This is a genomic window from Streptomyces sp. NPDC058092, from assembly GCF_042884935.1.
In the GTDB taxonomy this organism is placed as follows: domain Bacteria; phylum Actinomycetota; class Actinomycetes; order Streptomycetales; family Streptomycetaceae; genus Streptomyces.
This window is the reverse complement of sequence record NZ_JBHVSY010000009.1, coordinates 200,935-217,161: the sequence shown is the minus strand read 5'-3', so window position 1 is coordinate 217,161 and position 16,227 is coordinate 200,935. Positions and strand designations below refer to the sequence as shown.

At 71.4% G+C, this 16,227-nt stretch carries 15 protein-coding genes; 10 read left to right on the top strand and 5 right to left on the bottom strand.

The features are described from left to right. Positions 1 to 22: 22 nt before the first annotated feature. Positions 23 to 859 carry a DUF4184 family protein gene (locus ACFVV1_RS17640; RefSeq protein WP_389990095.1) on the bottom strand — a complete coding sequence of 279 codons (837 nt, stop codon included), beginning with the start codon at positions 857 to 859 and terminating at the stop codon, positions 23 to 25. A gap of 186 nt (positions 860 to 1,045) precedes the next feature. Here ACFVV1_RS17640 and ACFVV1_RS17635 point away from each other — a divergent pair, with 186 nt between their 5' ends. The 3 genes from ACFVV1_RS17635 (at position 1,046) to ACFVV1_RS17625 (ending at position 4,121) form a co-directional block, all read left to right on the top strand. Then, on the top strand, positions 1,046 to 2,767 hold the full coding sequence (locus ACFVV1_RS17635) for a lytic transglycosylase domain-containing protein (protein WP_389990094.1): 1,722 nt from the start codon (positions 1,046 to 1,048) through the stop codon (positions 2,765 to 2,767). Positions 2,768 to 2,929: 162 nt separating this feature from the next. After that, a complete protein-coding gene (locus ACFVV1_RS17630; protein ID WP_266745573.1) occupies positions 2,930 to 3,070 on the top strand; it encodes an SPW_0924 family protein in 141 nt (46 codons plus the stop codon). 40 nt (positions 3,071 to 3,110) lie between these two features. After that, positions 3,111 to 4,121, top strand: a complete 1,011-nt coding sequence (locus tag ACFVV1_RS17625; RefSeq protein WP_389990093.1) for a DUF3068 domain-containing protein — start codon at positions 3,111 to 3,113, stop codon at positions 4,119 to 4,121. A gap of 194 nt (positions 4,122 to 4,315) precedes the next feature. Here the strand turns inward: ACFVV1_RS17625 and hrpB are convergent, their stop codons facing one another. Both hrpB and ACFVV1_RS17615 read right to left on the bottom strand, forming a co-directional pair. Then, positions 4,316 to 6,808 (bottom strand): ATP-dependent helicase HrpB, encoded by a 2,493-nt coding sequence (gene hrpB / locus ACFVV1_RS17620; protein WP_389990092.1) that lies wholly within the window; start codon positions 6,806 to 6,808, stop codon positions 4,316 to 4,318. A gap of 64 nt (positions 6,809 to 6,872) precedes the next feature. Then, positions 6,873 to 7,685 carry a class I SAM-dependent methyltransferase gene (locus ACFVV1_RS17615; protein WP_389990091.1) on the bottom strand — a complete coding sequence of 271 codons (813 nt, stop codon included), beginning with the start codon at positions 7,683 to 7,685 and terminating at the stop codon, positions 6,873 to 6,875. A 399-nt stretch (positions 7,686 to 8,084) separates the two neighbouring features. On the opposite strand from ACFVV1_RS17615, the gene rpsA reads away from it, so the two are divergent. Continuing rightward, positions 8,085 to 9,599 carry a 30S ribosomal protein S1 gene (gene rpsA, locus ACFVV1_RS17610; protein WP_355759156.1) on the top strand — a complete coding sequence of 505 codons (1,515 nt, stop codon included), beginning with the start codon at positions 8,085 to 8,087 and terminating at the stop codon, positions 9,597 to 9,599. Between the two features lie 108 nt (positions 9,600 to 9,707). Here the strand turns inward: rpsA and ACFVV1_RS17605 are convergent, their stop codons facing one another. Then, the gene (locus tag ACFVV1_RS17605; RefSeq protein WP_389990090.1) at positions 9,708 to 10,670 is read right to left on the bottom strand and encodes a right-handed parallel beta-helix repeat-containing protein; all 963 of its coding nucleotides are present in this window, start codon (positions 10,668 to 10,670) and stop codon (positions 9,708 to 9,710) included. A 722-nt stretch (positions 10,671 to 11,392) separates the two neighbouring features. Between ACFVV1_RS17605 and ACFVV1_RS17600 the strand changes: the two genes are divergently transcribed. From ACFVV1_RS17600 to ACFVV1_RS17590, 3 genes are all read left to right on the top strand, one after another. Beyond that, entirely contained in the window at positions 11,393 to 12,313 is a 921-nt protein-coding gene (locus ACFVV1_RS17600; protein WP_389990180.1) for a PAC2 family protein, read from the top strand. A gap of 43 nt (positions 12,314 to 12,356) precedes the next feature. Further along, complete coding sequence (coaE, locus tag ACFVV1_RS17595; RefSeq protein WP_389990089.1) at positions 12,357 to 12,959, top strand: dephospho-CoA kinase; 603 nt, start codon at positions 12,357 to 12,359, stop codon at positions 12,957 to 12,959. 69 nt (positions 12,960 to 13,028) lie between these two features. After that, positions 13,029 to 13,397: a tetratricopeptide repeat protein gene (locus ACFVV1_RS17590; protein ID WP_389990088.1), complete on the top strand. Its 369-nt coding sequence runs from the start codon at positions 13,029 to 13,031 to the stop codon at positions 13,395 to 13,397. A gap of 48 nt (positions 13,398 to 13,445) precedes the next feature. Here the strand turns inward: ACFVV1_RS17590 and ACFVV1_RS17585 are convergent, their stop codons facing one another. Further along, a complete protein-coding gene (locus ACFVV1_RS17585) occupies positions 13,446 to 13,724 on the bottom strand; it encodes a DUF6343 family protein (protein ID WP_389990087.1) in 279 nt (92 codons plus the stop codon). 79 nt (positions 13,725 to 13,803) lie between these two features. Here ACFVV1_RS17585 and ACFVV1_RS17580 point away from each other — a divergent pair, with 79 nt between their 5' ends. The 3 genes from ACFVV1_RS17580 to ACFVV1_RS17570 all read left to right on the top strand — a co-directional run bounded on the left by ACFVV1_RS17580 (position 13,804) and on the right by ACFVV1_RS17570 (position 16,200). Then, complete coding sequence (locus ACFVV1_RS17580) at positions 13,804 to 14,922, top strand: ADP-ribosylglycohydrolase family protein (RefSeq protein ID WP_389990086.1); 1,119 nt, start codon at positions 13,804 to 13,806, stop codon at positions 14,920 to 14,922. Positions 14,923 to 15,009: 87 nt separating this feature from the next. Next, complete coding sequence (locus ACFVV1_RS17575) at positions 15,010 to 15,648, top strand: PucR family transcriptional regulator (protein WP_389990085.1); 639 nt, start codon at positions 15,010 to 15,012, stop codon at positions 15,646 to 15,648. Between the two features lie 69 nt (positions 15,649 to 15,717). Continuing rightward, a complete protein-coding gene (locus ACFVV1_RS17570) occupies positions 15,718 to 16,200 on the top strand; it encodes a DoxX family protein (RefSeq protein WP_389990084.1) in 483 nt (160 codons plus the stop codon). Positions 16,201 to 16,227 lie beyond the last annotated feature (27 nt).

The following is a 16,227-nucleotide window of genomic DNA, read 5'->3' as shown; positions in this document are numbered from 1 at the left end:
CGGGGGTTTGTTCAGCACCCTCCTAGGCCCGTCCGGCGACCGAGGGCACGGACGCACGCGGTCGCCGCAGCCGCATCCACGCCCCGTACAGCACCAGGCCCACCGCCAGCCCCGCCCCGGCGCCGAAGCAGGCGGTCGGGATGATGTCCAGCGGGGTGTCGATGTGCCCGACGTACGCGTACCAGCGTGCGCACCGGTGTACGACACCGAGCAGTACGCAGACACTCAGCAGCGCCCCCGCCGACCACCGGCCCCGACGGTTCAGCACAGGCACGGACGACGGGGCCGGGCGCGCCTCCGTCCGCCGCAGCCCCGACGCCGTGAACCAGGCGAGCACGGCCAGTGCCACGGCCGAACTGCCGTACTGCACCAGCTGGAACACGGGATGTCCCCCCACGTTCCCGTCGAGCACCGGCACCAGCCGCACACCCCACCGGTCGTGATGGGTGAAGGCGTCCCAGACGACATGGGTGGCGGACCCGATGACGGCCGACAGCGCGAACCACCCACCGTCCCGGACACCCCACGCCCTGCGCCCGGGTGCGCGCCGGCCCCGTACGAATGTGTGCACCCGCCCCTGCCAGGCCCCCGGCAGCAGCGCCACCAACGGTTCGCGCAGCAGCAGCCACAGCGCCACCACGGCCCCGGTGATCAGCACATCGACCGTGCACACGCCCCACACAGAATGGGTGACCTGCCCGAACTCCATGGCTCCCGGGATCGCGGTATCCGCGTAGTACGTCATGTCGGGCGCGAACGAGCCCGCGACGAGGGCCGAGGCGAGGAGCGGGCCGCGCGCCGTTCCGTTGCGCCGCATCCCCGGGAGCACGGCGGCGGCATGACTGAGGGTGAACGGCATGGCGGCAAGTATGCGCGAGCCGCCGTCACCCGGCCGGCGACCGCCGTACAACTTGCTGTCGGGAACGTGAAAATCAGGTAAGAACCGGTCAGTGCACGGTGTTCCGGCGGCACAAGTTGCCGTAGGGTCGCCTGAGTCCAGGCGCTGGGGAGCGTGGACAGCCGTCGAAGGGGAGGGGCCAGAGGTATGGCAGCGCAGTTCGGTCGCCGACTTCGCAAGGGGGCGACCACCACCGCTGTGGCCGCCGTCGCCGTGGCGGCGCTCTCCGCCTCCGGGGCCCCCGGTGCGCCGCTGGTCGGCGGCAGCGGCGACCCGCAGTCCACCGGAACGACACCTCCGCCCGACGACGGCGCGGCCACCGGCAACTCGCCGTACTACACGGACCTGCCACCGCTGAACACGCCCGACAAGCCGGGCACGTCCACGAATCTGCCCGTCACCGGCAGTGCGGAATCCGGTATCCCGGCTTCGATCCTGGCCGCGTACAAGAAGGCCGAGCAGACCATCGCTGGCAGCGACGCCGCCTGCCGGCTGCCGTGGCAGCTGCTCGCCGCGATCGGCAAGGTCGAGTCCGGCCAGGCGCGCGGTGGCCGGGTCGACGCGAACGGCACCACGTTCTCCCCGATCCTCGGGCCGGTCCTCGACGGCCGGGGCTTCGCCCTGATCAAGGACACCGACAACGGGGCGTACGACGGGGACGCGACGCACGACCGCGCCGTCGGCCCGATGCAGTTCATCCCGTCCACCTGGGCGACCTGGGGCCAGGACGGCAACGGCGACGGACGCAAGGACCCCAACAACATCTACGACGCGGCGCTCGCCGCCGGACGCTACCTCTGCGCCGGCTCCCGCGATCTGTCCATCGCCACGGATCTCGACCGGGCGGTCCTGAGCTACAACCACTCGGACGCCTACCTCCGTACCGTCCGCTCCTGGTTCGACTACTACAAGCGCGGCACCCACGAGATCCCCGACGGCACCGGCGTGATCCCGCCGGGCCTCGGCGGCGGTACGGACCCGAGCCCGCACCCCAGCACTCCCGGCGCCTCGCCGTCCCCGACCCCGACCCCGCCTCCGGGCGGGAAGCCGAAGCCGCAGAAGCCGGGCGGCGGCACTCCGACCGGCCCGGCCCCGAAGCCGACCCCGCCCACGCCTCCGCCGTCCCAGACCCTCGCGGGCGTGGAGAACGCCGGCACCGGCACGCTGACCGCCACCGCGGGCGACGCGTTCGCCGAGCGGATCAGGGTGCGGGCCAGGAACAGCCTCGGCGGCCCGCTCGCCAGGGTGTCCGTGACCTTCACCATCGCCGGTGACACGGACGCCGCCTTCGACGGCGGGAAGAACGCGGTCACCCTCCTCACCGCGGCCGACGGCACGGTCACCGCCCCGGTGCTGAAGGCGGGCGAGAAGACGGGGAAGTTCATGGTGCGGGCCGTCGCCACCGGCCGCTCGCTGCCCCCCGTCACCTACGGCGCGACCGTCACCGCCCGCCGGGCCGACGCGATCGCCAGGTCCGACGACAAGGCCCTGACCGCCGCGCCCGGCGCCGAGTTCGCCGACACCGTCGAGGTCAAGGCCACCTACAAGGACGCGGTCGCCGACGGTGTCGCCGTCACTGCCACCATGATCACCGACGCGGCGGAGCCCGCCGAGAACGACAAGGGCCCGTACTTCAAGGACGCGGACGGCAAGACGGTCCGCACCCTCACGAACCTGAGGACCGGCCCCGACGGCACCCTGAAGCTCCCGAAGATCTACGCCGACGACACCGCGGGCACCTACAAGCTGCGCCTCACCACCGAGGGCGGAGCCACGATCGTCATCGAGCTGAAGGTCGAGGCCCCGCCGGCCCCGGAGGCATCACAGACCCCGGAGGCATCACAGACTCCGGAGCCCCCCGCCGCCTGATCAGCCCGGCCGCACGTCACGACAGCCCCTCCGCCATCACCCGGCAGAGGGGCTGTTCCACGTCTTCTCATCCCGCGCCCGGTGTTCTCATCTCGCGCCCGCGTTGCTACGGTGCCCCAACCCTGACGACCCATCAGATCCGTGCTCTCCGGGAGGACCGGCATGCGTGCCCTCGTCGCCGCCGCCATCGGGCTGGCCGCAGCCCTCGCGCTCGTCTTCACCATCAGCGCGATCGGCGCCCCGCCCGGAGAGACCTCGCCCAAACCTCTGCTGACCACCGTCCCGGGCCCCAAGAACCAGTAACCGGAAGAAGCAACAGAAGCTGAGGGAGGGCACCACCACCATGCGCCGCCGAGCCAGCCTCGTACTCCTGGCCTTCGCCGTCTTCTTCGCCGCCATGTCGCCCCTGCTGCGCTGGTACGCCTTCCCCAGGCTCGCGAAGATCCCGCCCAGTCAGTACCAGGAGACGGTGCTGGAGGCGAAGCCCGCCACCCTCCTCGACTACAACGACAACATGAAGGTCAAGCGGGTCCCCAAGGTCACCATCGTGCAGACCCTCAAGGGCAACGTGGAGGAGTCCGAGAAGATCGAGCGCAGCGCCGGCCGTGACGTCGTCGTCTGGGACGCCCTCAGCTACGTGGCCGGCCCCGACGGCAAGATGGTCTCCGAGATCCCCGAGCGCTACATCTTCGACGCCCACAGCCAGGCCCCCGTCCACGCCACCGGGGAATCCGTCGACGGCGACCCGGTCAGGCGCGAGGGCATCGAGTTCAAGTGGCCCTTCCTCACTCAGAAGCGCGACTACGAGTACTTCGACGCGCAGGCCCGCACCAGCTCGCCCATCCACTACAAGGGCACCCGCACCTTCCACGGCATGGACGTCTACTACTTCGAGCAGACCATCCCGTGGACCAAGGTCCCGATGCCGAAGAAGATGCCCATCAAGGGCGTCACCCCGGAACAGATCGCCAAGACGGGCATGACCCGCTGGTACACCACCAAGCGCATGTTCTGGGTGGACCCGGTCACCGGAGCGCCCGTCAACGGCGAGGAGATCCACAAGGAGGAGCTGCGCAACGCCAAGGCGATGGGCCTGCCCCAGGACACCGTCACCGTGTTCGCCGGGCACGTGAAGATGCGCGCGGACTACGTCGATTCGATCGTCGCCCTGGTCAAGTCCCAGCGCCTGCTGGTCCTGCTGCTCACCTCGTACCTGCCCTGGGGCTTCCTCGCCCTCGGCACGGTCCTGCTCGCGCTCGCCCTGTGGCTGGAGGCGCGCTCCCGGCGCCCGGACGACGAACTGCCCGACGGGGCGACGGCACCCGCCCCCGACCCGCAACCTACTCCCGCCTGAGCCGGGCCCCAGAGGGCCCGGCAGTAGGCTTCGCGGCGTCGCGGGGCCGGGGCACGCACCTCGTGGCGTTGTCGTCGATCATCAACGCTCCTTCCCCAAGCTCTCGGCTGCGTTCGTGCAGGGGAGACCCCGTCCGACTCGATTCTCCGCCTTGTGATGCACGCACCCCAGCCGCGCTCCTTCACCCGCGCCGCCTACCGCCGGGCCCTCTTGGTGAACCGGGTCGCCTCCACCGTCGTGGGGTCCTCCGGCCACGGATGCTTCGGATACCGGCCGCGCAGTTCCGCCCGCACGGCCCGGTAGCCGTCCCGCCAGAACGACGCCAGATCCGCGGTGACCGCCGCGGGACGGCCGGCGGGGGAGAGGAGATGGACCAGGACCGGCACCCCGGCCACCCGCGGCGTCTCCAGCAGGCCGAACAGCTCCTGGAGCTTCACCGCGAGTACGGGCTGCGCCCCGCCGTACTCCACCCTGATCCGGGAACCGCTGGGCACCTCGATCCGCTCCGGCGCCAGCTCGTCCAGCCGGGCCGCCTCACCCGTCGCCCACGGCAGCAGCCGCCGCAGCGCCTGCCCCGCGTCGATCCGCGCCAGATCGGAACGGCGCCGGGCCCGCGACAGCTCGGGCTCCAGCCACTGATCGGTACGGTCCAGCAGCGCACCGTCCGTCACCTCCGGCCAGGGTTCCCCCAGCTCCCGGTGCAGAAAGGCGAGCCGCTCCCGCAGCTGCCCGGTGTCCCGCGTCCAGCGCAGCAGCCCGAGCCCCTCGCGCCGCAGACCCTCGACCAGCGCCTCGCGCACCAGCTCCGGCGCCGGCTCCTTCAGCGGGCGCACCGACAGCTCGACGGCACCCAGCCGCTCCACCCGGCGGGCCACCACATCGCCGCCCGCCCAGCGGACCTCCTCGCCCGCGAACCGCAGCTGCCCGGCGGCCGCCCGCGCCGTGCCCTCGTCGACGGCGGCGGCGAGCCGCACCCGCGCGGACGCGGCATGGGCGGGCCGGTCGGCGACCGCGACCGCCAGCCACGGCGCACTGCGCAGCCCCGACCCGTCCCGCAGCTCCGCCCCCGTCCCCGACACCATCAGGAACGCCCCCTCGCCCCGCGCCCGCGCCACCCGTTCCGGGAACGCCAGCGCGGCCACCAGACCGACGGCGGCGTCGTCCGGGCCGGACCCCCCACCCACCTCCCCGACCGACGAAGACAGCCGCCGGACCTCCTGCCGCCACCGCGCCGCATACCCGTCCCGGCCCCGCCGGGCGGTACGCAGCGCCACCGCCAGATCGTCGCCGTACTCCCGCGGGGGCTCCTCGCTCAGCAGCGCCACCACCTCGGCCGCCCGCCGCCCGCCCACCTCGGCGGCGCCGTCCAGCAGGGCCCGCGCCAGCCGCGGATGCAGGCCCAGCCGGGACATCCGGACACCCCGGTCGGTGACCCGCCCCGCCGCGTCCACCGCGCCGACCGCCGTCAGCACCTCGCGCGCCGCGCCCATCGCGCCCGCGGGCGGCGGATCGAGCAGCGCCAGCCGCGACGCGTCCGGATCGCCCCAGCAGGCCGCCTGCAACGCGAACGCCGCCAGATCCGCGACCTTGATCTCCGGGGACGGGAACCGCGCCAGCCGCCCGTCCTCCGCCTGCTCCCAGCACCGGTACACCGTCCCCGGCGCCTCACGCCCGGCCCGGCCCGCCCGCTGCCTGCCCGCCGCCTGCGAGGCCCGCACGGTCGTCAGGGCGCTCAGACCCCGCGCGTGATCGGTGCGCGGCTCCCTGGCCAGCCCCGAGTCGACCACGACCCGCACCCCGGGCACCGTCAGGGACGACTCCGCCACCGACGTCGCCAGCACCACCCGCCGCCCGTCGGACGACCCGGCCAGCACCGCGTCCTGCACCGCCGCCGGAGCCCGCCCGTGCACCTGGAGCACCTCGGCGGCCACCCCCGCCAGCTGACCCGCCACCCGGCCGATCTCGCCCACACCGGGCAGGAAACACAGCACGTCGCCGTCCCGTTCGGCGAGCGCCCGCCGCACCGTCGCCGCGACATGCGTCAGCAGCGCCGGATCGACCCTCATCCCGTGCGGCGGCCGCACCGGCCCGGCGGGCGGCGCCCAGACCACCTCCACCGGATGCGAAACACCCCGCGCCTCCACCACGGGGGCGTCGCCCAGCAGCCGCGCCCAGCCCTGCGCGTCCGTCGTCGCGGACGCGGCGACCAGCCGCAGATCGGGCCGGATCGCCTCCCGCACATCAAGGAGGAACGCGGCGACCGTGTCCGCGTCCAGATGCCGCTCATGGCACTCGTCGATGATCACCGCATCGACCCCGGCCAGCTCCTGGTCGCGCTGCAGCCGCTGGAGCAGCACCCCGGTGGTCACCACCTCCACCACCGTGTCGCGCCCCACCACCCGCTCCCCGCGGACCGTGAACCCCACCCGCCCGCCGGCCTGCTCCCCGACGAGCCACGCCATCCGCCGCGCCGCCGCCCGCGCCGCGATCCGCCGCGGCTCGGCGACCACCACCCTGCGCACCGGGCCGCCCCCGGCCAGACCGGCCAGGACCAGCGGTACGAGGGTGGTCTTGCCGGTGCCGGGCGGCGCGCACAGCACCGCGACACCGCGGTCGTCCAGCGCCCGCTCAAGGGCGGGCACAGCGGTACGTACGGGCAACTGTTCCAGGGCGTCGGTACGGATCACGCCCCCAGTCTCGTACGAGGCACCGGGTCTCCCGTACCCAGAGACCGTTCCCAGGACCTCCGTATCAGTCCCGTACGCAGACGAAGACCGCCGTGCCCGGGATCAGATTCCCGCGCAGCGGGGACCAGCCGCCCCACTCCTGGTGGTTCCAGGCGGGCCACTCCGGTTCGACGAGATCGACGAGCCGGAATCCGCCGGCCACCACGTCCCGCACCCGGTCGCCCAGCGTCCGGTGGTGCTCGACGTAGACCGCGTCGCCCCGCTCGTCCTGCTCGACGTAGGGGGTGCGGTCGAAGTACGAGGCCGTTACCGAGAGCCCCTCGGGCCCCGGTTCGTCCGGGAACGCCCAGCGGATCGGATGCGTCACCGAGAAGACCCAGCGGCCCCCGGGGCGCAGCACCCGGTGCACCTCGCGGAACACCTGCACGGGGTCGGCGACGAACGGCACCGCGCCGTAGGCGGAGCACGCCAGGTCGAAGGAGGTGTCCCGGAACGGCAGCGCCCCGGCGTCCGCCTCCACCAGCGGGACCTCGTCGCCGATCCGCAGGGCGTGCTGCAACTGTCGGTGCGAGAGGTCCAGGGCCACCGGACGGGCTCCCCGGGCGGCGAGCCAGCGCGAGCACTGCGCGGCGCCCGCACCGATCTCCAGGATGTCCAGGCCCTTCAGCGACCCGGCGGGGCCGAGCAGACCCGCCTCGGCCTCATCGAGCCCCTCCGGACCCCAGACGAAACGGTCGTCGCCGAGAAAGGAGCCGTGGTCGCTCTGGTACTCGTCGGCGTTCCGGTCCCACCAGCCGCGACTGGCCCGGCTGCTCTCGGCCTGCGACGCGCTGCGGCGTGTCGCTTCGGGCTCGACCGGGTGGATCTCTTGGCTCATCGTGTCCGTCGTTGTAGTTTGCCTGCACCCCGCCGCACGCGGTACGTAACCAGGGGTGCCTGTCCTTACGGCTCCGTGCCCACGGAATTGTCTCCCGGGGCCGATGTGGCCTCGGAGAACACGAATTGCGCCGGATTTGGGCCGTTGTGCCCCGGGTGTGCGCCTTCGCGCATTGACCGTGCCCGGCTGCCCCCGTATGCTACAAGTTGCGCTGCGAGCCTGCGCGCCTCAGACCTAGCAGGCCGCGCTCGCGTCTGTTGATATGTCCCCTCGGTTCACGAGGCGCCTCCCGCTCGCGGGTCGGGCGCTTCCCAGGCTGTCCGGCTTCTGCAGAGGCGATACGGGCTCTCGGCGTAGCAGTACCTACGACTCACTGTCCGTACCGGAGCCCTTTCCCACATGACGAGCAGCACCGAGACCACCGCCACCACTCCGCAGGTTGCGGTCAACGACATCGGCGACGCGGACGCGTTCCTCGCGGCGATCGACGAGACGATCAAGTACTTCAACGACGGCGACATCGTTGACGGTGTCATCGTCAAGGTTGACCGGGACGAGGTTCTCCTCGACATCGGTTACAAGACCGAAGGTGTCATCCCGAGCCGCGAGCTCTCGATCAAGCACGACGTCGACCCGAACGAGGTCGTCAAGGTCGGCGACGAGATCGAGGCCCTGGTTCTCCAGAAGGAGGACAAGGAAGGCCGCCTGATCCTCTCGAAGAAGCGCGCTCAGTACGAGCGTGCCTGGGGCACCATCGAGAAGATCAAGGAAGAAGACGGCATCGTCACCGGTACCGTCATCGAGGTCGTCAAGGGTGGTCTCATCCTCGACATCGGCCTCCGCGGCTTCCTCCCGGCGTCGCTCGTCGAGATGCGTCGTGTCCGCGACCTTCAGCCCTACGTGGGCAAGGAGCTCGAGGCCAAGATCATCGAGCTGGACAAGAACCGCAACAACGTGGTCCTGTCCCGCCGTGCCTGGCTGGAGCAGACCCAGAGCGAGGTCCGCCAGACCTTCCTCACGACCCTGCAGAAGGGCCAGGTCCGCTCCGGCGTCGTTTCCTCGATCGTCAACTTCGGTGCGTTCGTGGACCTCGGCGGCGTCGACGGTCTCGTGCACGTCTCCGAGCTGTCCTGGAAGCACATCGACCACCCCTCCGAGGTTGTCGAGGTCGGCCAGGAAGTCACCGTCGAGGTCCTCGACGTCGACATGGACCGCGAGCGCGTCTCGCTGTCGCTCAAGGCGACGCAGGAAGACCCGTGGCAGCAGTTCGCCCGTACGCACCAGATCGGGCAGGTCGTTCCCGGTAAGGTCACCAAGCTCGTTCCCTTCGGTGCGTTCGTGCGCGTCGACGAGGGCATCGAGGGTCTGGTCCACATCTCCGAGCTGGCCGAGCGCCACGTGGAGATCCCGGAGCAGGTCGTCCAGGTCAACGACGAGATCTTCGTCAAGGTCATCGACATCGACCTCGAGCGTCGTCGCATCAGCCTCTCGCTGAAGCAGGCCAACGAGGCCTTCGGTGCCGACCCGGCTTCGGTCGAGTTCGACCCGACCCTGTACGGCATGGCCGCGTCCTACGACGACCAGGGCAACTACATCTACCCCGAGGGCTTCGACCCCGAGACCAACGACTGGCTCGAGGGCTTCGAGGCTCAGCGCGAGGTGTGGGAGACGCAGTACGCCGAGGCGCAGGCGCGCTTCGAGCAGCACCAGGCCCAGGTCATCAAGTCCCGCGAGGCCGACGAGGCCGCTGCTGCCGAGGGCGCTGCTGCCCCGGCCGGTGGCGCCCCGGCTGCCTCCGGTGGCACCGGTGGCGGCGGCTCGTACTCCTCGGAGTCCGCGGACAACTCCGGCGCCCTGGCGTCGGACGAGGCCCTGGCTGCCCTGCGCGAGAAGCTGGCGGGCGGCCAGAGCTGACGCTCCGCGCCCCCTCCGGTCGGTGATCGACCGCAGTAGCTGAAAAGTGAGGCCCGCTCCCTTCGGGGGGCGGGCCTCACTCGTGTCCGCGGCCGTCCGTGCGGGCCGTTACGGCGTGACGGTGATGTTGGTCAGGCCCTTGCCACCGGTCACCGTGTTGCTGCTGTAGACGGTGGTCGGACAGCTCGCGCTGTAGTTGGTGACGTTGAACGCGATCTGCTTGTCGCCCGTGGAGCCGGACAGGTCCGACGTGTTGTTGCGGAAGACGGTGCCGCAGCCCCAGCCGCTCTGCTGGGTGTGGGTCTCGTAGCCGTTGTTGGTCGTACGGGAGCCCTTGTTGTCGTCGACCAGGACATTGTTGCCCTTCACGTCGACCCAGGAGTCGTCGTAGTTGGCCCCGGTCAGGCCGCTGCCGTCGAAGGTGTTGCCGATGATCTCCGCCCCGGTGGTGCCTTCCTTGATGTCGACGTTCTCACCGCCGACCCCGGGGCCGATCGTGTTGTTCAGGATCTGGACCCGGTCGCTCCGGTCGGAGAGGCTGCCCGCCGTGCCGACGTAGACGCCCTCGCCCATGCCGCGGCCGTCGAGCCCGGTGTCGTAGATCCGCGAGTTCTTGATGACGCCGTCCTTGCTGGAGTTGCGGAAGTGGACGCCCTCCATGCCCAGGTCGTGCACGGTCACGGAATCGATCACGACCCCGGTGGCGGTGTCGGCCATGATGCCCTTCTGGCCGCCGGTGACGGTGATGCCCTGGACGGTCCAGTAGGAGGCGCCGTTGAGGTGCAGCCCGTAGCCGCCGCCGGCGGTGAGGACCGCCTTGGCGGAACCGGTGAGCGTGATCCGGGCGGAGGCGGTGCCGGGGACGGTCGCCTTGAAGTTTCCGGTGTACGTGCCGTCGGCGAGCCGGATGGTGTCGCCGGGGCTCGCGGCGGTGAGGGCGGACTTGAACTGGGCGGTGGTGCTCACATCGATGACCGTCGCCGCGTCCGCGGTGGTGGCGGAGGCGAGCGCGAGGCCGCCGGCGGCGAGCGCGGTGGTCAGCAGGGCGGGGAGCAGCGTGCGGGTGCGCATGGGGGGTGCCTTCCCGTCGAAGGAGTTCGAGAGGTTCTCGTACGTGAATGAGAGGCGAGTCTCTGAACTTGCTGCCCAGTGACGGTAGGGACGAGGTGTGGCCGTGTCAAGGTATGGACCATTGTTCGCGGGTGGCCGGTGCGACTCGCCTTCCGTTGTCAACTCGGCGCCCTCGTGGAAGTGTTCACTGACATGAATGTCAACGCCCTTACCGACAACGGGAAGGCGGGCATCAGGGCTTCGGTGCGCTGTCAGCCGCCGAGGTCGACACGTACGGGTGTGTCGCAAGTGCGTCCCGGCCACATGAACGCCTGCGGCACGGGGCGTTCACCTCCGCGCAGAAGGTGGTGACGGCATTGCACGCCCGCGTTCTCGCATAAGATCCACCGGCAATTGGGGGGCGGCGTCGCGGGGTTGGGCACGCACTCCCCCAAGGCCTTGAGGGCCAGAGGCCCCCTCCCGCGTTGTCGTCAATCACCATGGCTCCTTCCCCGAGCTCTCGGCTTCGCTCGAGCAGGGGAGACCCCAGCTGCCTCCATCCTCCGCCTGGCAGCTGCACGCACCCGACCCCGCTCCTTCTTCCACCCTCCAATTGCCGGTCGGTCCAAGTTCCGCGCATGAACCGCCGGGTGAAGGGGATGGTCCGGGAATGCTCGTGCCCAGCCGGATGTTCTTGTCAGGGAACACGAGGAGGAGCGGTAACCGTGCTTGATCCGCAGAGTTTGTACGAATGGGAGCCGAAAGGGCTGGCCGTCGTCGACATGGCGCTCGCCCAGGAGTCGGCCGGCCTGGTCATGCTCTACCACTTCGACGGATACATCGACGCGGGCGAGACCGGGGAACAGATCGTCGACGGCCTGCTCGAAACGCTGCCGCACCAGGTCGTCGCCCGCTTCGACCACGACCGGCTCGTCGACTACCGCGCGCGGCGCCCGCTGCTGACCTTCCGGCGCGATCGCTGGGCGGCCTACGAGACGCCGACGCTGGACGTCCGGGTCGTCCAGGACGCGACCGGGGCGCCCTTCCTGCTGCTTTCCGGGCCCGAGCCCGATGTGGAGTGGGAGCGCTTCGCCGCCGCCGTCGAGCAGATCGTCGAGCGCCTCGGCGTCCGCCTCGCGGTGAACTTCCACGGCATCCCGATGGGCGTCCCGCACACCCGCCCCGTCGGCATCACCCCGCACGGCAACCGCACGGACCTCATGCCCGGCCACCGCAGCCCGTTCGACGAGGCGCAGGTCCCCGGCTCCGCCGAGGCCCTGGTGGAGTACCGGCTGATGGAGGCCGGACACGACGTCCTCGGCGTCGCCGCCCACGTGCCGCACTACGTGGCCCGCTCCGCCTACCCGGACGCGGCGCTCACCGCCCTGGAGGCGATCACGGCCGCGACGGGTCTGGTCCTGCCGACCGTCGCCCATGCGCTGCGTACGGAGGCCCACCGCACCCAGACCGAGATCGACCGGCAGATCGACCAGGGCGACGAGGAACTCGTCTCGCTCGTCCAGGGCCTCGAGCACCAGTACGACGCGCTCGCCGGCTCCGAGACCCGGGGCAATCTGGTCGCCGAGCCCGTCGACCTGCCGTCGGCCGACGAGATCGGTCTCGAATTCGAGCGGTTCCTCGCGGAGCGCGAGGGAGACATCTGACCGGCCCCACCGGCCTGCCGGGAGGGGCACTAGGCTGCCCGGCATGCTGAAAGTGGGCCTGACCGGTGGGATCGGCGCCGGTAAGAGTGAAGTGTCACGGCTGCTCGTCGGATACGGAGCCGTGCTGATCGACGCGGACCGGATCGCCCGGGAGGTCGTCGAGCCGGGGACACCCGGCCTCGCGGCCGTCGTCGACGCGTTCGGCGCGGATGTCCTTGCCGCCGACGGCACCCTGGACCGGCCCAGGCTCGGCTCGATCGTCTTCTCCGACGCCGACCGGCTCGCCACCCTCAACGCGATCGTCCACCCGCTGGTCGGCGCCCGCTCCGCCGAGCTGGAACGGGCCGCGGGCCCCGACTCGGTCGTCGTCCACGACGTCCCCCTCCTCACCGAGAACGGCCTCGCCCCGCTCTACGACCTGGTCGTCGTCGTGGACGCCAGTCCGCAGACCCAGCTCGACCGGCTCGTACGGCTGCGCGGCATGACCGAGTCCGAGGCCCGCGCCCGGATGGCCGCGCAGGCCACCCGGGAGCAGCGGCGCGCCGTGGCCGATCTGATCGTCGACAACGACGGACCGCTGGAGGACCTGGAGCCGCAGGTCCGCAAGGTCTGGTCGGAGCTGACGAAGCGGGCCGCCGCCGGCTGATGTCCGTACCGGAATACCGGGCCCCGGCCGGGTGTTGAGAAGCCGCGTAGTGAAGGGAAGGATGCAATCGTGCCCGAGAGGACCCCGGAAACCGACGTCATCGACTTCCGTGCGGCCGAACACCTGCTGGCGGCGCGGGACCCCCGGGGTGCGGTGAAGCTCCTGGACTCGGTGATTGCGGCCCATCCGGAGAACACGGCCGCCCGACTGCTGCGGGCCCGTGCCTTCTTCGCCGCCGCCCAACTGCGTCCTGCCGAGCTCGAATTCGAACTCGTCCTGGAGCGCGAACCCGACAACGCCTTCGCGCATTTCGCGCTCGCCCGCACCTTCGAACGCTCCGGCCGCTCCGACCGGGCCGCCCGCCACTTCCGGCTGGCCGCGGCCCTCGACCCGAACCCGGAGTACCTGAAGGCGGCCCGTTTCCGTGCGGAGGGCTGACACTGCCCCGCCGGGCGGCATGGCCGCCCGGCGGACGTCGCGCCCCGGTCAGTGCCCGTACCTGCCGTGCCCGCCGTGGTCGGGTTCGTACGGCGGAATATTGCGGCCCGGCTGGTAGTGCGGGCCCTGGTGGATGTGGTGGACGATCACCGCCATGTCCACAAGGACCAGCAGAAGCAGCGCACCGCAGGCGGCGGCCCACCCCGGGCGGCCGGTCAGCGTGAAGGCCGCCAGGCCGAAGACGGCCCAGGCCAGCCCCCATAGACTCAGGCAGAGCCGCAGCCGCAGAGGACTGCGTGCAGTCGTCGGTTCGTTACCGGTACGCATGGCAATCGCCCTCTCCTACCAGGATGGACCCGCGGAGCCGTTTTGGGGACATGTCGACATGGGATTGAGGGGATCGTGCGTGAACGGCACATCATGGGGGGACCGCGTCGGCCGCAGGGCGAGGGTCCGGGGCTGTCTGCTGGGCGGAGCGATCGGGGACGCCCTGGGAAATCCCGTGGAGTTCCTCTCGCTCGCCGGTATCCGCCGCGCGCACGGTGAACACGGTGTACAGGGACTTCTCGCGGACGAGGAGGGGGTCGTCGGACGTGTCACGGACGATACGCAGATGACCCTGTTCACGGCCGAGGGGCTGATCAGGGCCCATTCCCGGGCGAATTCGAAGGGAATCGGCGGCGCCGAGATCGGGATCGTGCGGAACGCGTACCTGCGCTGGCTGGACACCCAGAACCACCCCGCTCCGCCGGCCGGCGGAGCGGACAACCTGGTGCGGACCGGCTGGCTCAGGCAGCAGCCCTGGCTGTACGCGCGCCGGGCCCCCGGCAACGCCTGCCTGACGGGCCTCGCGACCGGCCATGTCCCCGAACCGTCAAGGCGGCTCGGCGAGCCCGGTCCCGTCAACACCGGGTCCAAGGGGTGTGGCACGGTGATGCGGTCCGCCCCTTTCGGACTGGTGGGGAAGGACGCCGAGGCGGGCTTCCGGCTCGCCCACTGGTGCGCGCAGATCACCCACGGCCACCCGACCGGTGCGTACGCCGCCGGTGCGTTCGCCGCGATCGTCGCCCATCTCCTGGAGGGCGACTCGATGGCGGGCGCGGTACTGCGGGCCATGGAGCTGCTGCGCGGCCACCCGGGGCACGAGGAGACCACGGCGGCCCTGCGCGCGGCCGTCGACCTGGCCGCCGGGGGCGAGCCGACCGCCGAGAAGGTGGAGACTCTGGGCGCGGGCTGGGTGGCCGAGGAGGCCCTCGCCATCGCCGTGTACTGCGCCCTGGTGCTGCCGGGCGCCGACCAGGTGGCCCAGTCGCTGCTGCTCTCGGTCAACCACTCGGGCGACAGCGACTCCACCGGTGCGGTCTGCGGCAATCTGCTCGGCGCCCGCCACGGGGACGTACACCTTCCGCCGTCCTGGCTGGTTGCGACCGAAGGACGAGCGGTGATCACGGAGGTGGCCGACGACCTGTGCGTGGAGTTCGAGCACGCGGTCGCGTGGCCGGTCGAGCGGTACCCGGTGTACTGACGGGCCGGCCGACGGCTTCGGCGCCGACGGTCCGTCGGTACACCGGGCGGTGCGGTGACGGCCGGTCAGGTCGTCAGTACAAAGGCCTTGACGGCTGATCAGCCCGGGACCGTCGCACGCGGCCAACTGCCGTACCGCGGCCCCGTCACAGCCCGGTACGGGCCACTCGTCGGCACCCGCCGTGGCGGCGGCCGGGACGAGCACGGCGGTGGCGCCGAGCGCCGCCGCCGACAGCCCGCGCAGCAGCCCGTACCGCAGGCCGCGACGCCGGTAGTGCGGCACCCCGTGCCGCTGCCCGTTCGGCGGAGGCGGTTCCGGCCGCCGTGGCCCGTAACAACCGAAACTGTCGGCCTGGTGGCCCGTACGGGCCACCCGCCCGGCCTGTACCGGCTGGCCGATGTCCTGCTGGAGTACCAGCTCAGCCGCCCCAGCGAGGCGCTGCGCGGGCTCGCACGCCTGCTGAAGCCCCTGAACTCGAAGCCGGAGCTGCCGCACACCCTGGAGACGCATCTCGAACTCGGCCTGGACCGGCGGTCCACCGCGGCCGCCCTGCACATCCACCCCAACACCGTCGACTGCCGCATCCGTCGCATCGACCGCCTCACGGGCCTCTCCCCGGCCCGCCCGGCCGACTCCAGCACATCAGCGCGGCGCTGGCCGCCCGTCGTTCGACGTGACCCTCGGGGGAACTCGGGGGAAGGGGATCGGTGGTCCGGCCAGCGATGAATTCCGGACCGTGGGCCGGTCTACCTCTTCGTGAACACCACAGCGCGTAGCTTCCCCGAGGAGACCCGGATGTCCCAGTCCACGCAGGCCCCGAACACCCCCGCCGCCTCCGTCGCCGATGCCTCTGCCGACACCCCTTCCCACACTTCTTCCGATGCCCCGGCCGGGGGCCGCAGCCGGGCGGCCGTCGCGCTGACCGTCGCACGGGTCGTACTCGCCCTGTTCTTCGGGTTCAGCGCGTTCGCCAAGCTGATCGCCCATGAGACGGCGATCGAGTCCTTCGACCGGATGGGCTGGAACCAGGCCGCGATGTACATCATCGGAGGGCTGGAGATGGCGGGGGCCATTGCCCTGTTGATCCCGGTCCTGGCCGGAGTGGCGGCCATTGCCTTCTGCGGACTGATGGCCGGTGCGTCCATCGTCCAACTGACGCTGCTCGACCGGGTGAACGCGATCATGCCGGCGCTGCTCATCGGGCTGCTCGTCCTGATAGCCCGCGAGCGGCGGGGCCGTACGGCGGATCTGGTCGCGTACGTCCGTGGGCGTGCGTAGCGGCTCCCCGGTCCGGGCCCGGCCGGT

Bases quoted from the DNA above. Each gene is read 5' to 3' on its own strand.
- ACFVV1_RS17605 (WP_389990090.1), bottom strand. From the start codon at position 10,670: ATGCGCACCCGCACGCTGCTCCCCGCCCTGCTGACCACCGCGCTCGCC.
- ACFVV1_RS17585 (WP_389990087.1), bottom strand. From the start codon at position 13,724: ATGCGTACCGGTAACGAACCGACGACTGCACGCAGTCCTCTGCGGCTG.
- ACFVV1_RS17635 (WP_389990094.1), top strand. From the start codon at position 1,046: ATGGCAGCGCAGTTCGGTCGCCGACTTCGCAAGGGGGCGACCACCACC.
- ACFVV1_RS17640 (WP_389990095.1), bottom strand. From the start codon at position 859: ATGCCGTTCACCCTCAGTCATGCCGCCGCCGTGCTCCCGGGGATGCGG.
- ACFVV1_RS17615 (WP_389990091.1), bottom strand. From the start codon at position 7,685: ATGAGCCAAGAGATCCACCCGGTCGAGCCCGAAGCGACACGCCGCAGC.
- ACFVV1_RS17570 (WP_389990084.1), top strand. From the start codon at position 15,718: ATGTCCCAGTCCACGCAGGCCCCGAACACCCCCGCCGCCTCCGTCGCC.
- ACFVV1_RS17630 (WP_266745573.1), top strand. From the start codon at position 2,930: ATGCGTGCCCTCGTCGCCGCCGCCATCGGGCTGGCCGCAGCCCTCGCG.
- rpsA (WP_355759156.1), top strand. From the start codon at position 8,085: ATGACGAGCAGCACCGAGACCACCGCCACCACTCCGCAGGTTGCGGTC.
- ACFVV1_RS17625 (WP_389990093.1), top strand. From the start codon at position 3,111: ATGCGCCGCCGAGCCAGCCTCGTACTCCTGGCCTTCGCCGTCTTCTTC.
- coaE (WP_389990089.1), top strand. From the start codon at position 12,357: ATGCTGAAAGTGGGCCTGACCGGTGGGATCGGCGCCGGTAAGAGTGAA.